The sequence below is a fragment of the Methanobacterium sp. genome (assembly GCA_030017655.1).
In the GTDB taxonomy this organism is placed as follows: domain Archaea; phylum Methanobacteriota; class Methanobacteria; order Methanobacteriales; family Methanobacteriaceae; genus Methanobacterium_D.
In genome coordinates this window covers 1-17,895 of the sequence record JASEIM010000016.1, presented here as the reverse complement: position 1 = coordinate 17,895, position 17,895 = coordinate 1, and the positions used below count along the sequence as shown (strand labels likewise).

Below are 17,895 nucleotides of genomic sequence, written 5' to 3'. Positions count from 1 at the left end.
TTAGCTATTTTTGAAGAGATTTCTGTTTTTTCAGATAATCTAAAAATGTCCATTTTTTTATGATTTATTTTACCCTTGTATGTTTATTGGGACTTATTGGTGTGCTGATTTAAGTTATATACACATTCAATTTTCACCTAAATGACAGATTTTAATAAGATAATAATCATAATAAAGTATAAAATGTTATTAATGGAGAGTCATGATGGATGTTAGATCTATAATTTTTGCTTATCCTGGAGAGGATCCAGTATCTTATGATACATCTGAAGAATCAACAACAAAAATAACAGTAGATGATAAACTCATTAGCGTGGATTTCATTTTTGAAGGTACTAAATGGACAAGAAAGATACCTGTTAAGGGTTTGAAGTTTTATGAATATCCTATAAGGTCAAAAGAACTTAAAATTAAAGAAGAAAATATTTATAGAGGCCAGAGCGGAGGAAGAATTTAATTATCTAGTAAATCATTTGGGTATTGTGAAATAGAAAGTAGTTCCCTTGTTGAGTTGTGATTCAACCCAGATTTTCCCACCATGACGTTCAATAACCCTCTTAGTAATAGATAATCCAATTCCGGTTCCTTCATATTCTTCTCTTGTATGCAGTCGTTTAAATATTGTAAATATAACATCAAAATACTGTTCTTCGATTCCTATTCCATTATCAGCAACTTTAAAAATATACTCATTCCCTTCTTTTTTTGCTGAAATACATATTTCTGGAGGTTTATCATCCTTCTTGAATTTAATTGCATTGGAAATAAGGTTCTGAAAAACTCGAACAAGCTGGCTTTCATCACCATTTACAATGGGAAGGTTATCAAACTTAATAACAGCATCATTTTCTTTAATTAGAACAATTAAGCTATCTAAAGCATAATTAATTATGTTTTCAATATTAACTGGCTTGAATTCCTGTCCCTTAGTGGTTATTCTGGAATATTCAAGCAGGTCCAGAATCATCTGCTTCATTCTATTAGCACCATCAACGATGAATTCAATAAACTCATCAGCATCATCATCTAATTTTCCTTTATATCGACGCTCTAAAAGTTGTGTAAAGCTTGTAATTGTCCTAAGTGGTTCCTGTAAGTCATGTGAAGCTACATAAGCGAAAACTTCCAGTTCTTTATTGGAACGTTTTAATTCTTTAATTAATTTCTCAAGTTCAAGGGTTCGGGCATCTATTTCTTCATCTAAATTTATAAGAACTTTGTTTAATGCCATTTCTGTTATTTCGCGTTTTTTTAACTCGTTTTTTGCCGCCATATAAAGTCTTCTATTCTCTTTAAATGAAATAATTTGACGTAATATTACTAAAATTAATATAAGTCCAAAAAATATCTCTAAAAAGGCAACATCTATTTTATTGAGGTTATGATTTCCCCATAAAAGGAAAACATAGGCTAAAGATAGTAATAAGAGAGGCAGGTATATATTCCAATGAATTTTTCTAAAATAAAGCAGGTGTTTATTAGAGAAGTATTCAAAACTGATTTTTGTGCCATTAATTTGGGATATTGCAGCCAGTATAAATAGAATATAACTATATATCCACCCTAAATCCACAAGACTTCCGGAAAAGTATGTTCCATATGAGAACATGTATAAAAATATGCAATCTGTAATAATCTTAACTAAAACACCTATACCAAGAATTAAAAATGGTAACTGATTAATTTGATCTAACCAGTTAAATATCAATACAACCAGGGAAAAAAATAGAAAAAGATCCAGAAAAACATAAAGAAGAGGCACTAACGATAAAAAGCTGTTAGGGGCATTTAATTGAATAATAGGATTAATTAATAGAATAAAAAATATTAGAATAACAGATATCATTATTATTCCAATTTCAATTAATTTATCAACTTTTTTATAATGATTATCTGAATATTTTGGCAGAATAAGGATTCCAATAACAAATAATGGATAATATAAGAAATAGAATAAATTAGCTACTGATAAAGTTGGATCTTGATTTAGGCCAATTTCCAAAATTCCCCATGCCAAATCGCCCATTAAATAGGATAATTGTGCAAATGCAATTAATAACCAGGCTAAATAGGAGTCTTTATTACTTCTTTTACAATATGAAGCAGCGAAGAACAGTGCAATTACTGCAAATATATTAATAGTAAAAGTAATGGTATTGCCGAGGATAGTCTTAGATTCGTGATTATTTAAAAAGACTAATGAAAGTCCAATAATGAGCAAAATGATTATCCAAATAATTGAAATATTTCTTAATGATATTAATTCTTTAATTAAATTATTGAATTTCTTCATCTCCTTTGAATTATATTAAAAGAATTATATTGATATAAGCATTATTATATCACATAATAAATAAAATTATCGTTTTATGAGGTATAATTTAATTGAATTCAGACAATAAAGGTTATATTCACATTAATATGTATTAAATTATGTTAATAATCTATTATTTTAGAACTGTTATTTTTTTTAGTAAGTATATGCACTTTAAAATTTTGTGTCTATACGTTGCAAAAAAGTTCAGAACTATATATAAAACTTGTTTAATGTTAGACATCCTTATCCTGCTTAGAAACACAGAATCTACACAAAGCTCCGGGTGTATTCAGTTGTTTTTCCTTTACTGGGCATAAATATTCACCATTTTTAAATTTAAGCTTAAAACCACCGGGAAATGAAGTCCCAACTGGATGAATTGAGGCTTCTAAAATGAAAGTAGTGTAAATTGAAACGATTTTTGCCAGCCGTAAAAAATAGAGCTCCTGTTTAATTTTGGATTCTTTCATCTGAGTTTCTAATACTTTTAAAAACTCCTTAAGTTTTTTATTATCTATATATCCTTTATAGTTTGTTTTGTCTTCTCTTATATCCTTAAAGCGGTTAATAAATGCTTTTGTAAATGTTTCAACAAACTCTTCTCTGTAACCTGCTTGCATATACTTCGCATCTTCTTGAATGAATGCAGAGGCAAGCATTATATCGTGCATATGAATATTTGAGGCTTCTTTCTTTAAAACACTCAAAAGTTCATTTTTAGAAATTTTTCTGGAAAAATCAAGTTCTTCAATTTTGTCAATCATTTGATTCCTCTAAACATGAATTATAAAAAACAATCATTTAAACGTCCTCATCCTGCTCTGCAATACAGAATCCACACACAGCACCAGGATTATCTTTTTGACTTTCCTTTACAGGGCATAGATAACGTCCTTCTTCATATTTTACCTTGAATCCACCAGGAAAAGGAGTTCCAGGAGGATGAACAGCTTCTTCAAGAATATAAGTTGTGTAGATAGATATTAGTTTATATATCCTGAAAAAATGAGGATCAAAACCTTTTCCGGCATCCACCCGAGATTCCTGTTCTTCCAGTAGATCTACTGCTTCTTTCAGCTCGCAGGTATTAATATGATCATCATAGTGGGTTTTATCATCTTTTAATACTTTTAATCTGGAGATAAATGCTTCTGTATATGATTTAAGGTATTCTTTTCTGTAACTGGACTGTACGTATTTAGCATCTTCAATTAAAAAATTGCTGGCCTTCATGATATCTATCATAGATATTTCAGATGCTTCTCTTTTTAGAAGTGATAGTAATTCGGATTTTTTAATTTTTCCTGAGGAATCAAGACTTTTAACTCTCCTGATCATAGAATCACAATTAAATTTATGGCTGGAATTTGGCGAATTGATTCTTGCCAAACTTATTCATAATAGATTCGGCTATTTTGGGACCTATACCATCAATTTTAATTAATTCATCCTTTGATACATACCTTAAGTCATTTCCAAATGCATTTACAAGTGTACGTGCCCTTTTACGACCTAATCTTTTAACACTTACAACAAGAGGGATAATATCATCACGGACTCCATAATAAAGTCTTGCAGACAATTTATCAAGCTCATCTGAAAGTGAAAATGTGTTCAATATTTCACATATCTCTTTAAAGAACTTTATCATTAATGAAGCTTCATAAGCAGCTCTTCTTGTTGTTGCAGCATAAACATTGAAGGCATTTTCTATTTGATATTCGCTCTTTTCGTCTATCCATTCAAGTAAAGCGGCTGTAGTGGCTTCATCATTTCCAATTTCCACTGAAAAAACTCCCTTATCATTTAGTATGTCTCTAACAGGTTCTTTGCTTTTTCGGCCTTTGAATGAAATTTTGGGCATGTCTGGGGTCCTTGAAATTGCATAAATGAGCTGGTTAATATCAACTTCAGTAGTTCTTTTTGCATATTCCTTAAGTCTAACAGCTGTTTCTACTGAATAGTTGCTTCTTGCAATGAGATTTCCAAAATCAGTTGCTTTTAGTCCTTCGGGAGTCATCTGGATTATCCAATTTTGAATTAAAAATTCAAGTGCGCTATTAATTTCATATTCCATTGTATCTACAGAAAGAGCACCAAAAAATTCATTATTATTCATCTGGAAACCGTAAAAGGTTTCACTGAAAAATTCAATGAGATCCTGAGGACTCTTTGCTAATGTAGATGCTATTTGAGCTATTATTTGTTTATAAACAGCGTCCTTGTTTTCGATTAGTTTGGAACTTGTGACTTCTATTTCTCCGTATACGTAATGATCTTTCAGGTTATAAGCTTCATCAAGACTTTTAGCAATTAAATATGAGTGTCCCTCAGTATCGTAACCTGGCCGACCTGCACGTCCTGACATTTGCTCGTAATCAAATACTGGAATGCTTTGAGGACCTCGAGATGTCCAGCGGGTGTAATCTCTTATAATAACATTTTTTGATGGTAAATTTACTCCATACATCAGGCTTGGTGTGGCTGTTATCATGTAAAGGTTTCCTGCACGGAATTCATTTTCTATTATCTGGCGTTGTTTGTCAAAAAGGCCAGCGTGGTGAAATGCAATTCCGTTTTCAACACATTCTGCAAGTTTAAGGCATATAGATGTTGGGCGTGACCCTCTCCTTTCAGGTACTTCAAGAATTTTACGGGCAACTTCCCTAAATTTAAGTTTTTTATCCCTCGGAATATTTTTTTTTACTTTTCCGGAAATATAATTGGCGAGAGATTCGGTAAACCTTCTTGTTGATACGAAAACAAGTATCTGGGAGGAATCTTCAATTGATTCATTTAAAACACGCAGTACCATATCATTTTTATTTTTTAATTCATATTCCTCAGTTATAAGAACATCTTTGTATAATGGTACAGGTCTGTAATCATGTTCCACAACTTCTGCATTTAACCAGCTTGAAAGTTCATACATATTCTTTAATGTTGCTGAAAGTGCAATAATTCTTATAGCAGGGTTTATAATTCTTGCACGTGTTATTGCGCACTCTATTGTTGGACCTCTTGAGTATTCACCAATCATGTGAAATTCATCGATTATTAGAAGATCTATTTCTCGAAGCGAATTCCATGAAAAGCGTGTAAGGGCATCAAATGATTCGAAAACCATAACTGAAAGATCTGAGGTTTTAGGATGCTTACCTACACTTATTCCAAATTTTTCAAGCTCTTTAAATTCTGAAAGCTTTTCATTCTGTATTGAAATAAGAGGTGCGGCATATACAACTTTTCCACCTTTTAAAATGGTGTTTAATGCAGCAATCAATCCAAGAAGGGTTTTTCCACTTGCTGTTGGTATTGCAATAATGTAATTAGAATTATCTTTAAGTAAACCTGAATCTAAAACAGCTTTTTGCGCTGGATTTAGCTCTTTAATCGTAGGATAGCAATCACTGATTATATCTTTGACCTGCGAATTTACTGTTTCCATGAACTTAAATAGTTCATTATGGTTTTTATACTATTCTAATCAATGAAAATATTTCAATAGAATAACCTTTAAAGTTCAAAATTCTTTAAAATTTAGGTTATTAATGAAAATAATGAGATTTTAGTAGAGATATTGATTTTTTAATTTAAATTTTAATGTACTACCATGTTTCATCAGATGTAATCACGAATTGAATTATCCCAATTATAATTAGCCAAATACCTGTAATAATAACTAAAACATAAAGATTTGCAGCGTACAAGTATAATGAAAGAAATAGAATTCCTAGTATCACCCCCATAATTCCTGCTGCTTTTTCTATTTTACTTGGCCCTAAAAAAGCTATTATGCTTGTTATCAATATTATTAAACCTGTTAAATAAATCCATCTACTTCCATATAGCCAGTAAGAAGTTAAATTTAAATATAATCCTAATCCTGTTACAATTGATATAATTGAAAGTATTAAATAAACTATACTTTCACTTTTACTATATTTATAGGCGTCAATACTTGATATTAACAACCATATCCCCGTAAATAATATTCCAATCCCTAAAATTTGATTTAATAAAAATAGATTAATAAATAGAAGTGAGATAACAAACACGCCAAATATTATGGCTATGATGCCAACTGATTTTCCTGTATCATTTGAAAGTTTATTCATTTTAATTAATATAATCATTAAGTAATAAATTTTTTACTAAATATATTACATATTTTATCAATCAAATATTGTGATCATGGCTTTAATTTAAAAAATAGTCTCATCTAAAAAGGAAAAATATATAAAATAATAAATAATAATATTATTATATTAAGGAGGTATCTTAATGGTAAATTGGGGAGCAGTAGTAATAGGATTTATTTTGTCCATAGTATTGTCATGGTTATTTGGTTTATTGGGTGATTGGGGAGTTTATCTCGGATTATTCATAGCAGGGTTGATTGTGGGGCTGATGGTTGGTGATGGCGCCCTGAATGGAGCCTGGAATGCGGCCATAGCTGGTGCTTTTGGTGGAATTGTCCTTGCTATACTGGCTGTGATTTTGGGAACATTATTCGCAGGTGCTGCAGGATTTTTAGCAGGGCTGGCAACAGGAATAGTTCTCGTAATTCTATCAATTATACAATCTTTAATTCTCATGGGAATTGGTGGAGCAATTGGTGGAGCAATAAAAGGAACTTAATTTAAAAATAGAATACTAAAAAACATTATTTCTTCTCTTTTTTGACAACAACTATATCTGATATCCTTGTATCAGGATATTGCCCATTTTCATCCTTTTCAACGCTTTTTACCATGTCCCAAATTGTTAAAAGAGCTATACTTGTCCCTGTAAGAGCTTCCATTTCAACCCCCGTTTTTCCAAGCGTTGTTACACTTACTTCTACTTCTATATTTTCTTTTCCTACATTAAAAGCTACATCAACGCCTGTTATTTTAAGGGAATGACATAGGGGGATAAGATGATGTGTTGATTTAACTGCGCTAATAGCAGCGATTTGAGCTGTTGTAAGCACATTACCCTTTTTGATCTCCTGTTTTTCTATTAAATCTATTGTTTCTTTATTTAAATGTATTTTACCTCGTGAAATAGCGGTTCTTTTTACAACAGGTTTATCTGACACTTCTACCATGTGGACACCTTTTTTGGAAAGGTGCGTAAATTCTTTTTCTTCCATTAAACACAACTCCGTTAATTAAAATAGTGATATGGACATAAAACTTTGGTTATTAGTATGGAACTTCTATTGATGCGTACTGCATTGATTGTTCCCTTGCATTTTTCCCCATTTTCTCCATTAATTCTTTATCTTCCAGTAGATTATTTATTGCTTCTGCAAGTCCTACAGAGTCTTCAGGACTAATAAGTATTCCTATCTGGTCATTTACTATTTCAGGTATTCCACCAACATTTGTTGCTATAACTGGCTTGCCTGAAGCCATAGCTTCAAGAATTACGGTAGGGCGCCCTTCAGATAAAGAGGGTAAGACAAAAATATCGGCTGAAGACATTATTTTCTCGATATCGTTCCTTGCTCCGGTGAATTTAATTCCTTTAATATTTTCAAATTCCACGATGCCTTTAAGTTCACTAAATAAGGGCCCATCACCAACAATAACAATTTCTGCATCTTCATTAAGGAATTCTTTTGCTCTTATAAGGTATTCAACACCTTTTTGCCATACTAAATTCCCAATAAAGAGTATCACTGGCTTTAGGGGATCAATTTTCATTTCTTCCTTAAAATTACTTTCCTGGTCTGGTCTGAATTTTTGAATGTCAACAGCATTATAGGTTACTTTAAGCTTATTTTCAATATCTTTTATGTCTAATTTTAAGACTTTATCTTTTATTGAATTACTAACAACAAAAACAAAATCAGATTTATTTAAAACATATTTAATCACACTTTTAATAAGTGGCTTACGGGCTAAAACGAATATATCAGACCCATGAATTGTAACTGCGGTTTTAACTCCCAAAATCATGCCACAGATAACAGCTATAAGTCCGGGAGGCATAATATAGTGAGCATGCACAAGATCAATTTTTTTTTTCCTTATAATGCTCATTAATTTAACGGTTGCTGATAAAAAAAATATAAATCCTCTAAGTCCCTTTATGTTTAAAGTTGAGGCAGTATAGACGTTGATTTCTTCAATATTTCTTATGTTTTCATGTGGATATGTTAATACAAAAACTTTATCACCGCGTTTAACCAGTTCCTTTGATAAAAGATATGTATATGATGAAATTCCTCCTAAATGGGGTGGAAAATATCCTACCATGCATATGTTCATCTATTTTCACCATATAATTTTTATTTTTTCTTATTCAAAATAGTGCCATCCATTTTTACAATAAAAACATCAAAATCCATTTTATATTTATCCTGGCACTTCTCTTTTATAGTTGTTCCTATTGCATTAAAAACATCATGGGTGAGATTTTCCCTATCTAAAATAGCTATCATATCTTCAGTGGTTTTAGATTTAAAAATTTCTGAAATTAAATCTTTATCTGCACCTAAAATGCCTGAATATGCAGCAATTATTTCACGTCTTCCGTCGGCAACACTATTTTTTGTATTGAATATACCTGCAGCAATCTTTATAAGTTTACCTGCATGTCCAAATAGAGTAATCTTTTCCACGCCTTTTTGGGCAGCTTTATCCAGCATAAAACCTACAAAATTCCCCATTTGAATTATCTGGTCTTGAAGAGCATTTAAAGTATCAATTGCAAGTCTTTCTCCAATATTACCTGGAACAAAAATAAGATCTTTAAACCCTTCGGCCATTGCCACATCAATTTGACAAACCAGTGATTCCATGTATGCTTTAGAAGACATTGGACGAGCGATACCAGTTGTTCCAAGAATAGAAATCCCTCCTTTTATACCTAATCGTTCATTCATGGTTTTTCGAGATATTTTCTCACCATTAGGTACATAGATCGTTATATTAGCCCCAATGCCTTCAGGAAGAACTTCCCTAATGTTATCATGTATCATTTGCATTGGAACAGGGTTTATAGCATGTTTTCCAATTGGAACTTGCAATCCAGGCTTTGTTACTTTTCCAACACCTTTTCCACCCTTAATCTTAATTTGACCATCTTCTCTTAAACTGACCTCAGCACATATCTGAAGGTTTTTTGTGACATCAGGGTCATTATAGGGCATTTTTATTATACAAGCCCTTCCAGAATTAGAATTTATTTTTTTCGCGTAATCTACATGAATTTCAAGCGTTCCAACAGGAGCTTTTATATTCACATATTTCACGTTATTTTTAATGGAAAGGAAGGCTGCAAGAGCAGCTGCGGCTGCCGCGCTTCCTGTAGTAATGCCAAAAGGAAAATTTTTATTAGTAACTGTTTTTTTATATTTAAACTCTTTATTAAGAGGAGCACTGTTATTTTCCATCTCTCTGATTAACTCGCTTGTTGCATCTCTTCTTGTATGGCGTTTTTAAGATCTTCTTTTTCAGGAGCGCCTACAAATTTAACTACACCATTTATGGCCACTGCTGGAACTGCCATTAATCCATATTCTATTGCTTTTTCGCGGTCTTTCATTATATCAATCTTTTCAACTTCAATAGCATCTTGCATTTCTTTTTTAACTGCATCAACAACTTCTATGGCCATAGGACAATATGGACATGAAGGAGATGTAAATACTTCAATTTTAACAGTCATTATTTAACCTCCGTTTGAATATGCTAAATTTAATTCAGATTCATTCATTTTCTGTTTCAATAAAATACATATTTAATTTTTTTAGGATTTAAACTTATTGCCAGCGTTTTTAATATAAAATATTTTTAATCGTATCTTCCTCTAATAAACTTCCAATTCCCTTTCCAATTGAATATCCAATTTTAGAGGAGAAATTACTTAAAATGTCTTCTAATGATTCTGGAGGGGTCATTGTGATAATTTCATATTCTCCTTCTATTCCTCCCATTTTTGCAGCAGTATCAATGGCCTGTTCTTTACTTCCCACACCATCAATTAATTTAAGGTTTTTAGCCTGGTTTCCAGTATATATCTGTCCTTCTGCAATACCTTTAACATATTTCTTATCTAAATGCCTGTTTTCTGCAACTAATGCAATGAAATGGTCATAGTTTTCATTCACCATATTTTGCAGCATTTTTTTCTCTTCAGCAGTCATTTTTCTGTAGTCAGCCCCGATGTCTTTGTATTCCCCACCTTTAATCGCATATTTATCCACTCCAATCTTTTGATAGAGTTCTGAAAGATCGGTTATGTCTAATATCACTCCTATACTTCCCACAAGTGATGAAGGACCCGCAATGATTTTATCTGCAGGGGAAGCAGCAAGATATGCCCCTGACGCACCAGTATCGCTTATCCATGCAACTACAGGCTTTTTACAGTTTTTAACAGCATCCATAATTTCTTCGCTTGCAACAGGTGTTCCTCCTGGGCTGTTAATATCTAATAGGATTGCTCCTACAGAATCATCCTCTTCAGCTTGCTTAATAAGATCTTTTATAACTTCAGGATTAGCTACATTCCCTCCAAATATATTGGATGATCCATATGCAATTTCACCTTGGATTGGTATAACTGCTACTTTATCTACTATTGTAGGTGCAATAAGGATTATTGCTCCTATTAAAAGAATAAATAAAAGGAAAATTCCAGAAATACCTAATCCTAATAGTATTTTAGTATTTTTATCCATTTTATCACTTTTAATCGACATTATATTAATTTATATAATTCTCAGATAGTTATATATACATTGAGTTTTCGCACCATTTTTATTGATTTTGCATTTCGGGTTTAATGTATATAAATATTTAAATGATATAAAAAGATAATTATTAATTTCCTATCGAACTGATTATTTATAACACCAAAAAGGTGGTAAATTGAAGACTATTGTTAAATCACCAGGTTCTGCAACTGTAATTAATGCTATAGCTACAGGTTACGGCGCAGCATTCGGCATTGAATTATATCTTACAGCAGAAGTGGAATTAAAGGCATCAAAAATAAAATGTGAATCGGATAAAGAAGTTGATACAAGTTTAATGGAAATATGCGTCAGGAATGTGCTTAAGAGTTTTGATATTGATACTGGTGTTAGGGTTAAGACTTATTCGGATATTCCGGTGGCATCAGGTCTTTCCAGCAGCAGTGCAACTTCAAATGCAGTTACAATGGCAACAGTTTTGGCTTTATCTGAAGAATATGGTGCTAATTTCCATTTAAATGATTCTAAAATACTAAATATGGCTATAGACTCTTCACTGGAGGCAGGAGTTACTATTACGGGTGCATTTGATGATGCCAGTGCATCATTCTATGGTGGCTTAACAGTTACTGACAATATGAAAAGAAAAATTTTAAAAAAAGAGAACATGGAAGAGCAAAACATATTAATATATATACCTAATAAAAAATCACTAACTGCACAATCAGATGTTGGAAGAATGAAACTTCTTGCTCCTTATGTTAAGTTCGCATTTGATCTTGCGTTAAATGGAGATATTTATAAAGCTCTAACTTTAAATGGGCTTTTATATTGTGCAGCGCTTGAATTTAATCCTAATATTGCCCTTGATGCGTTAAATGCCGGTGCAATTGCATCTGGATTGTCTGGAACAGGACCTTCATTTGTGGCTGTAGTTGATAATAAAAACTTTGATAATGTTTTGGATGCATGGAAATCATATCAGGGAAATATTATTCGTACTAAAGTTGATAATGCAGGTACTGTAATTAAGGCTATTTAGGTCATCTTTAAAGGTGATGAATTGTGGATAGGGCTGAAGCTTTAAGAATTCTTCAAGGGTCTAGAGATAAAATAGACAAAATAGATGAAGAAATCATAAATCTAATAGCAAAAAGAACATCTCTTGCAGGAGATATTGTCAATGCTAAGATTGTTTTAGGTATGGAAATAGAAGATAAAAAGAGAGAAGATTATATTCAAGATAAAACAAAAAAAATAGCAGAACAAAATAAATTAGATGAAAGCTGCGTTAAAAAAATCATGAAAATTTTAACTGATTTAAGTAAAAAAGAACAGGAAGAAATACTCAGGAGGAATACCAATGGGTAACATAAGAACATCATTTGTTAAAAGAACTGCAAAAGAATTAATAGAAAATTACGAAGGTAAATTCACAACTGACTTTGATGAGAATAAGAAATTAGTGGAAGAATATTCAACAGTCAGTACTAAACATCTTAGAAACAAAATTGCAGGATACATAACCAGATTGGTTAGACAAGAATCGCAATGACTGTGGGTGTGACATTTAATGGGAATTATAGTGGCCAAGTTCGGAGGAACATCTATAGGAAATGGAGAAAGGATTAAGAAAGCAGCGCAATCTGTTGTAAATGAATATATGCAAGGTAAAAAAGTAGTAGTGGTTGTATCTGCAATTAATAAAACGACCGATGAGTTTTTGAAGGTTGTAGATGACGCTATGGGTAAATCTATAACAGATAAACAACTTGCAGAAGTCTTTTCAATGGGTGAAATGACCAGTGTAAGAATATTTTCAGCTACAGTGGAATCGTTAGGTGTTAAATCTGAATATGTAGATCCTTATAAAGATACTTGGCCCATAAGTACAGATAACAACTTTTTAAGTGCAAAAATTGACTTTAAAGCAACAGAGAAAAAATCAAGTGAAATCAAAAAGATGGTAGATGAAGGTATAATTCCTATAGTCTGTGGTTTCCTTGGAAAAGATGAATCAGGAAATATAACAACTTTAGGTCGGGGAGGAAGCGATATAACAGCATTTCTGCTTGGACATTGCCTCAATGCTGAAGAAGTCATTATTGTGACTGATGTTGATGGAGTGATGTCAACTGATCCAAATAAACTTCTTACAGCTAGAAAGCTTGATAAGATATCTGTTGAGGAAATGAGAGATCTTGCTACTCATGGAGCACAAGTTTTACATCCTCATGCTTTAAAATATAAAGATCCGAAAATAGATGCTAAAATAATCGGTTATGAACATGGAGATTTATCTGCTCCGGGAACCGAGATAATTGGACCTTCTAATGGTAATAATTTGCTTAAAAGTGCAACATTAAATAGTGAACCAATTTCAGTTATTGCTGTTGTTGGGGAAGAAATCCTTACTAAAACCGGGATTTTAGCAAAGATCACAGATACACTTGCAGAACATAAAATTAACATTTATGGAATATCTACAGGACAGAATTCAATAACAGTGTTCATAAATAAAGCAGAATCAGAACATGCTCATGAAGTTCTTCATGATGTTGTTGTTGAAACTGATGAATTAAGTTCTCTTTCCCTTGGAAGGGAAATAGCAATGATTAGTGTTTCAAGCCAGGATTTTATAGACACTCCTGGGGTAATCGCAGAAATTACTGAACCTTTACAGAAAAATAAGATTAATATTGTTGAAATTTCTTCAAGTCAAACTTCTGTTGTCATTTTCGTAGATTGGAATGACGGCAGAAAGGCTTATGAACTTGTAAAAGGTGTCTTAAAATGAAGTTGGAAGGTACAACCGTAGCTATGGTAACGCCATACACAGAAGATGATGAAATAGATGAGGATGGAATTCGTGAAAATATAAATTACTTAATTGAAAAGGGCGTTGATGGGATATTAGCAGCTGGAACTACAGGAGAATCTGCTACAGTATCTCATGATGAGCACCGTAAGCTAGTTGATATTCTAATTGATGAGGTAAATGGTAGAGTTACAACTATTGCTGGTGCTGGAAGTAATTCATCTAAGGAGGCTCTTGGACTTGTAAAACATGCAGAAGATACAGGAGCAGACGCTGCGTTAGTTATAACACCTTATTATAATAAGCCGCAACCTCATGGTCTTTATGAGCACTATAAATTGATGAATGATTCTACTGATATTCCAATAATAGTTTACAATGTACCCTCAAGAACAGGTACGGATATAGACGTCGATACTATTGGAAAAGTGGCACAATTTGATAATGTTGTTGCTATAAAAGAAGCAAATCCAGACCTGGATAAAGTGTCTAAAATAATTAAAAAAATTGATGAAATTGGTAAAGCTGATAAATTCATGGTTTTGTCAGGAAATGATGACCTTACACTCCCTATGATTGCAATGGGAGCAAAAGGTGTTATCAGTGTTGTGGGAAATGTCGATCCAGCTCGTATGAGTCAAATGGTTAATTATGCATTGGCTGGTGACTTTGAAGCAGCTAGTAAAGCACACTACGAGCTATATGATCTTATGAAAGTATTATTTATTGAGACAAATCCCGTTCCAGCAAAGACAGCTTTAAATATAATGGGAAGGCCAGCAGGTCCTGTCAGAATGCCTCTTGCACCTCTTAAAGATGAAAATAAAGCTAAATTAAAAGAAGTGCTTGAACAGCTTGATTTAATTTGATTCAAGCAATAAAAAATTTTTTTTATTTATTTTAAATTTATTGGAGACTGATAAAATGATTGGAGTGGCTGTAACAGGCGCATGTGGAAGAATGGGTTCAAAAATTATTAAAACCATACTAGAACAGGATGATATGAGAGTAATAGCAGCAATAGAAGCACCAAATACTCCTTTAGAGGGAAAAGATGTAGGTGAAGTAATAGGTGTTGGAAAAATGGATGTTGCTGTTAATGGTGCTCAAAATCTTTCAGAAGTTTTAAAGGAAAAGAAACCTGATGTTCTTGTTGATTTCACAATAGCTGATGCTGCAGTCAAAACAATTAAAACCTCAGCCGAGTGTGGTGTTGATCTGGTTGTTGGAACCACTGGATTTTCAGATGAACAAATGGCTGAGATCAGAAAATCCATTGAAACCAATAAAATCAGGGCAGTTATAGCCCCTAACATGGCAGTTGGAGTAAATGTCTTCTTTAAAGTTTTAAAGGACCTTGCAAGTATTTTAAATGATTATGATATTGAGATAATTGAAGCTCATCATAAGCATAAGGCTGATGCACCTTCAGGAACTGCTGTTAAGGCTTTTGAAATTATAGCTGATGAACTTGGAAGAAATAAAGATGAAGTGTGTGTTTATGGAAGACAGGGAATGGTAGGCGCACGTACCAAAGAAGAAATTGGGATGCATGCTGTTCGTGGAGGAGACATAGTAGGAGACCACACAGTGCTTTTTGCCGGAGATGGAGAAAGGATTGAAATAGTTCACAGGGCTCACAGCAGACAGGCATTTGTTAATGGGGTAATTAAAGCTGTCAGGTATGTTGTGGGAGCACCAGAAGGTAAGATAAGTGGCATGGCAGACGTTTTGGGTATATAATAATTATAAACCATTGTAACGATTATTTTTATTTTTTTGAGGCGGATAGATGCTTTTTAAGAAACACGAATCAACAACGGAATTTGTTCCTACTTTCCTGAGGGAAGATAGAAGTGCTTTAAGAAAAATCCATGATATGATAAGCAGGGCAAAAAACCATATTTATATTATATATCCATGGATCACACTTGGAGAAGAATTTGTTATTCCTTTTGAAAATGCATTATCTAAAAATGAAGATTTAGAAGTATATTTAATTACTAAACTTGAAAAAGAGGATGTGGTTCGAAGATTACATCAACTGGATGATGTGGAACGGTGGAAAAATATTTTTGGAGAAAATATATCCATAAAATATAATAACAGCATCCATGCGAAGATGATAATAGTCGATGACAAGGAAATGATTGTAGGTTCTTCTAATCTAACTGGCAGTGGACTTGGATCGACCAGAGATTATGAAGGAAAGCCTCAAATTGAAGCAAATCTTTACACAAAAGATAATAATGCGGTAAAAGGTGCTGTTGGATTTTTTTTAAGGTTATGGAGTCATAATACTTCAAAAGAATATGTTGATGATGAATACGTATTATCCTGTAAGTCCTATCATCTATCAGGGATATTTCAGAGACACCGGAAGGATTTTAACAAAATCATGGAAGAAGAAAAGTTCAGCATTTCAGATGATGGGATTGTAAAGTTCAATGGAATTTTAGGATATTTGGATAATAATAAAGCGTATGTACTGGGTAAAAAAAGAAAGGACATAGCTATAAAATTTATAGGTACTAATGAGAGACTTAAAACCTCTAAAATTGGGGAAGAAGTTGAAATTTCTGGAAAGGTTGGTAAAATAGAAGGATTCAGGGAATTCACCATTAAAGGATTTTCACCGATAAACCGATTTGTTAATATAAAAAGTTTAAAAAGCGGCTTAAGTCAGATTAAAATAAAAGGAGAAATAGTAAAAATTGAAGACATAATTGAGCTGGAATATAAACATGGCACTAAAATACTTACTCTTGTAAAAATTAGAGACAATACTGGAGATATTGTTTTAGAACTCTGGGACAATGTAGTTCCTAAAGAAAAAATAAAAGTAGGTATCATGTTTGAGATAATAAATGGATATACAAAAGTTTATGATGGTGAATTAAGGTTAGGACTTCAAAAATATGATGGAAAAATAAAATTGTTAGGGGAATAGATTTATAATATCAACTTCCTAAATATGATTATAGGTGATTTTATATGGTAAACGTAGGTATTCTCGGAGCAACTGGAATGGTTGGGCAGAGATTCATCGAACTATTGGCGGATCATCCAAAGTTTGAAATCACTGCACTCACAGCATCTGCAAGATCAGCAGGAAAAAGATATGAAGACGCAGCAACATGGTATCTTGATAGTAAAATACCGGAAAGTGTAAAGGACATAACTGTGGTAGATACAGATCCAAAGGAAGCTAAAGATGTAGATATAGTATTTTCTGCACTTCCGGCAGATACTGCAGCGGTTGTAGAGCCCAAGTTTGCCAGATCATGCATTGTAGCGTCAAATGCAAGTGCAATGAGGATGGAGCCAGATGTACCTCTGGTAATACCGGAAGTAAATCCTGAACATCTGGACATGATTGAACTTCAGCAGAAAAACAGGGGATGGGATGGTTTTGTAGTTACAAATCCTAATTGTTCTACTATAGCGCTTACAATTACTTTAAAACCTCTTTATGACCAGTATGATATAAAAAGAGTTTATGTTTCAACTATGCAGGCCGTTTCAGGTGCAGGATATAATGGTGTTCCTTCAATGGCAATTGTAGATAATCTTGTCCCGTTTATTGGAGGGGAAGAAGAGAAAATGGAAACTGAAACCCTTCATTTACTCGGTGATTTTGATGGTGAAAAAGTTACTCCAGCAAATTTTGGAGTAAGCGCTTCATGTCATAGGGTTGCGGTTGTAGATGGTCATACAGAGGCTGTTTTCATTGAATTTGAGGATGAATTTGAAATAGATGATATTAAAAAATCTCTCAATGGATTTAAAGGTCTTCCACAGAAACTCGATCTGTATTCAGCTCCAAAAAATCCTGTTGTAATCAGGGAAGAAGAAAACAGGCCGCAGCCAAGAATGGATAGAAATACAGATAATGGAATGGCGGTCACTGTTGGAAGAATCAGAAAGGATGCTGCATTTGATAAAAGTCTTAGGTATGTTTTAGTTGGGCATAATACAATAAGGGGTGCAGCAGGCGCTTCTATTTTGAATGCAGAACTTATATCTGAGATAATGTAGATTTACATATCTCAATCAATTCTTTTTATT

The 17,895-nt window shown here is 32.8% G+C and carries 20 protein-coding genes; 10 read left to right on the top strand and 10 right to left on the bottom strand.

Annotated elements, in window-relative coordinates; genetic code table 11:
* The first annotated feature begins 205 nt into the window (after positions 1-205).
* Positions 206-457: a hypothetical protein gene (locus QMD61_07945; GenBank protein MDI6724563.1), complete on the top strand. Its 252-nt coding sequence runs from the start codon at positions 206-208 to the stop codon at positions 455-457.
* 12 nt (positions 458-469) lie between these two features.
* Here the strand turns inward: QMD61_07945 and QMD61_07940 are convergent, their stop codons facing one another.
* The 5 genes from QMD61_07940 to QMD61_07920 form a co-directional block, all read right to left on the bottom strand.
* Positions 470-2,221, bottom strand: coding sequence for an ATP-binding protein (locus QMD61_07940; GenBank protein ID MDI6724562.1), 1,752 nt, complete (start codon positions 2,219-2,221; stop codon positions 470-472).
* Between the two features lie 329 nt (positions 2,222-2,550).
* Entirely contained in the window at positions 2,551-3,081 is a 531-nt protein-coding gene (locus tag QMD61_07935; protein MDI6724561.1) for a DUF2115 domain-containing protein, read from the bottom strand.
* 37 nt (positions 3,082-3,118) lie between these two features.
* Positions 3,119-3,655, bottom strand: coding sequence for a DUF2115 domain-containing protein (locus QMD61_07930; GenBank protein MDI6724560.1), 537 nt, complete (start codon positions 3,653-3,655; stop codon positions 3,119-3,121).
* A gap of 16 nt (positions 3,656-3,671) precedes the next feature.
* Complete coding sequence (locus QMD61_07925) at positions 3,672-5,765, bottom strand: DEAD/DEAH box helicase (protein ID MDI6724559.1); 2,094 nt, start codon at positions 5,763-5,765, stop codon at positions 3,672-3,674.
* Between the two features lie 160 nt (positions 5,766-5,925).
* Complete coding sequence (locus QMD61_07920) at positions 5,926-6,435, bottom strand: DUF308 domain-containing protein (GenBank protein ID MDI6724558.1); 510 nt, start codon at positions 6,433-6,435, stop codon at positions 5,926-5,928.
* A 166-nt stretch (positions 6,436-6,601) separates the two neighbouring features.
* Between QMD61_07920 and QMD61_07915 the strand changes: the two genes are divergently transcribed.
* Positions 6,602-6,958, top strand: coding sequence for a DUF5518 domain-containing protein (locus QMD61_07915; GenBank protein MDI6724557.1), 357 nt, complete (start codon positions 6,602-6,604; stop codon positions 6,956-6,958).
* Between the two features lie 25 nt (positions 6,959-6,983).
* Here QMD61_07915 and moaC read toward each other — a convergent pair whose 3' ends face one another.
* The 5 genes from moaC to sppA all read right to left on the bottom strand — a co-directional run bounded on the left by moaC (position 6,984) and on the right by sppA (position 10,994).
* Complete coding sequence (gene moaC / locus QMD61_07910) at positions 6,984-7,454, bottom strand: cyclic pyranopterin monophosphate synthase MoaC (protein ID MDI6724556.1); 471 nt, start codon at positions 7,452-7,454, stop codon at positions 6,984-6,986.
* A 52-nt stretch (positions 7,455-7,506) separates the two neighbouring features.
* Positions 7,507-8,577 (bottom strand): glycosyltransferase family 4 protein, encoded by a 1,071-nt coding sequence (locus QMD61_07905; protein MDI6724555.1) that lies wholly within the window; start codon positions 8,575-8,577, stop codon positions 7,507-7,509.
* A 20-nt stretch (positions 8,578-8,597) separates the two neighbouring features.
* A complete protein-coding gene (cbiD, locus tag QMD61_07900) occupies positions 8,598-9,704 on the bottom strand; it encodes a cobalt-precorrin-5B (C(1))-methyltransferase CbiD (GenBank protein MDI6724554.1) in 1,107 nt (368 codons plus the stop codon).
* Between the two features lie 8 nt (positions 9,705-9,712).
* A complete protein-coding gene (locus QMD61_07895) occupies positions 9,713-9,979 on the bottom strand; it encodes an MJ0307 family thioredoxin (protein ID MDI6724553.1) in 267 nt (88 codons plus the stop codon).
* A gap of 109 nt (positions 9,980-10,088) precedes the next feature.
* On the bottom strand, positions 10,089-10,994 hold the full coding sequence (gene sppA / locus QMD61_07890; GenBank protein ID MDI6724552.1) for a signal peptide peptidase SppA: 906 nt from the start codon (positions 10,992-10,994) through the stop codon (positions 10,089-10,091).
* 190 nt (positions 10,995-11,184) lie between these two features.
* Here sppA and QMD61_07885 point away from each other — a divergent pair, with 190 nt between their 5' ends.
* From QMD61_07885 to asd, 8 genes are read left to right on the top strand one after another with little or no spacing between them, the layout of a single operon-like run.
* Positions 11,185-12,051 carry a shikimate kinase gene (locus QMD61_07885; GenBank protein MDI6724551.1) on the top strand — a complete coding sequence of 289 codons (867 nt, stop codon included), beginning with the start codon at positions 11,185-11,187 and terminating at the stop codon, positions 12,049-12,051.
* 23 nt (positions 12,052-12,074) lie between these two features.
* On the top strand, positions 12,075-12,380 hold the full coding sequence (locus tag QMD61_07880; GenBank protein ID MDI6724550.1) for a chorismate mutase: 306 nt from the start codon (positions 12,075-12,077) through the stop codon (positions 12,378-12,380).
* Positions 12,373-12,564: a 30S ribosomal protein S17e gene (locus QMD61_07875; protein ID MDI6724549.1), complete on the top strand. Its 192-nt coding sequence runs from the start codon at positions 12,373-12,375 to the stop codon at positions 12,562-12,564. Before QMD61_07880 ends, QMD61_07875 begins: the two co-directional genes overlap by 8 nt.
* 18 nt (positions 12,565-12,582) lie before the next feature.
* Positions 12,583-13,806: an aspartate kinase gene (locus QMD61_07870; GenBank protein ID MDI6724548.1), complete on the top strand. Its 1,224-nt coding sequence runs from the start codon at positions 12,583-12,585 to the stop codon at positions 13,804-13,806.
* Entirely contained in the window at positions 13,803-14,696 is an 894-nt protein-coding gene (gene dapA, locus QMD61_07865; GenBank protein ID MDI6724547.1) for a 4-hydroxy-tetrahydrodipicolinate synthase, read from the top strand. Before QMD61_07870 ends, dapA begins: the two co-directional genes overlap by 4 nt.
* A 55-nt stretch (positions 14,697-14,751) precedes the next feature.
* Complete coding sequence (gene dapB, locus QMD61_07860; GenBank protein ID MDI6724546.1) at positions 14,752-15,570, top strand: 4-hydroxy-tetrahydrodipicolinate reductase; 819 nt, start codon at positions 14,752-14,754, stop codon at positions 15,568-15,570.
* 49 nt (positions 15,571-15,619) lie between these two features.
* Positions 15,620-16,777, top strand: a complete 1,158-nt coding sequence (locus QMD61_07855; protein ID MDI6724545.1) for a phospholipase D-like domain-containing protein — start codon at positions 15,620-15,622, stop codon at positions 16,775-16,777.
* Between the two features lie 44 nt (positions 16,778-16,821).
* Complete coding sequence (asd, locus tag QMD61_07850; protein MDI6724544.1) at positions 16,822-17,865, top strand: aspartate-semialdehyde dehydrogenase; 1,044 nt, start codon at positions 16,822-16,824, stop codon at positions 17,863-17,865.
* Positions 17,866-17,895: the final 30 nt, after the last annotated feature.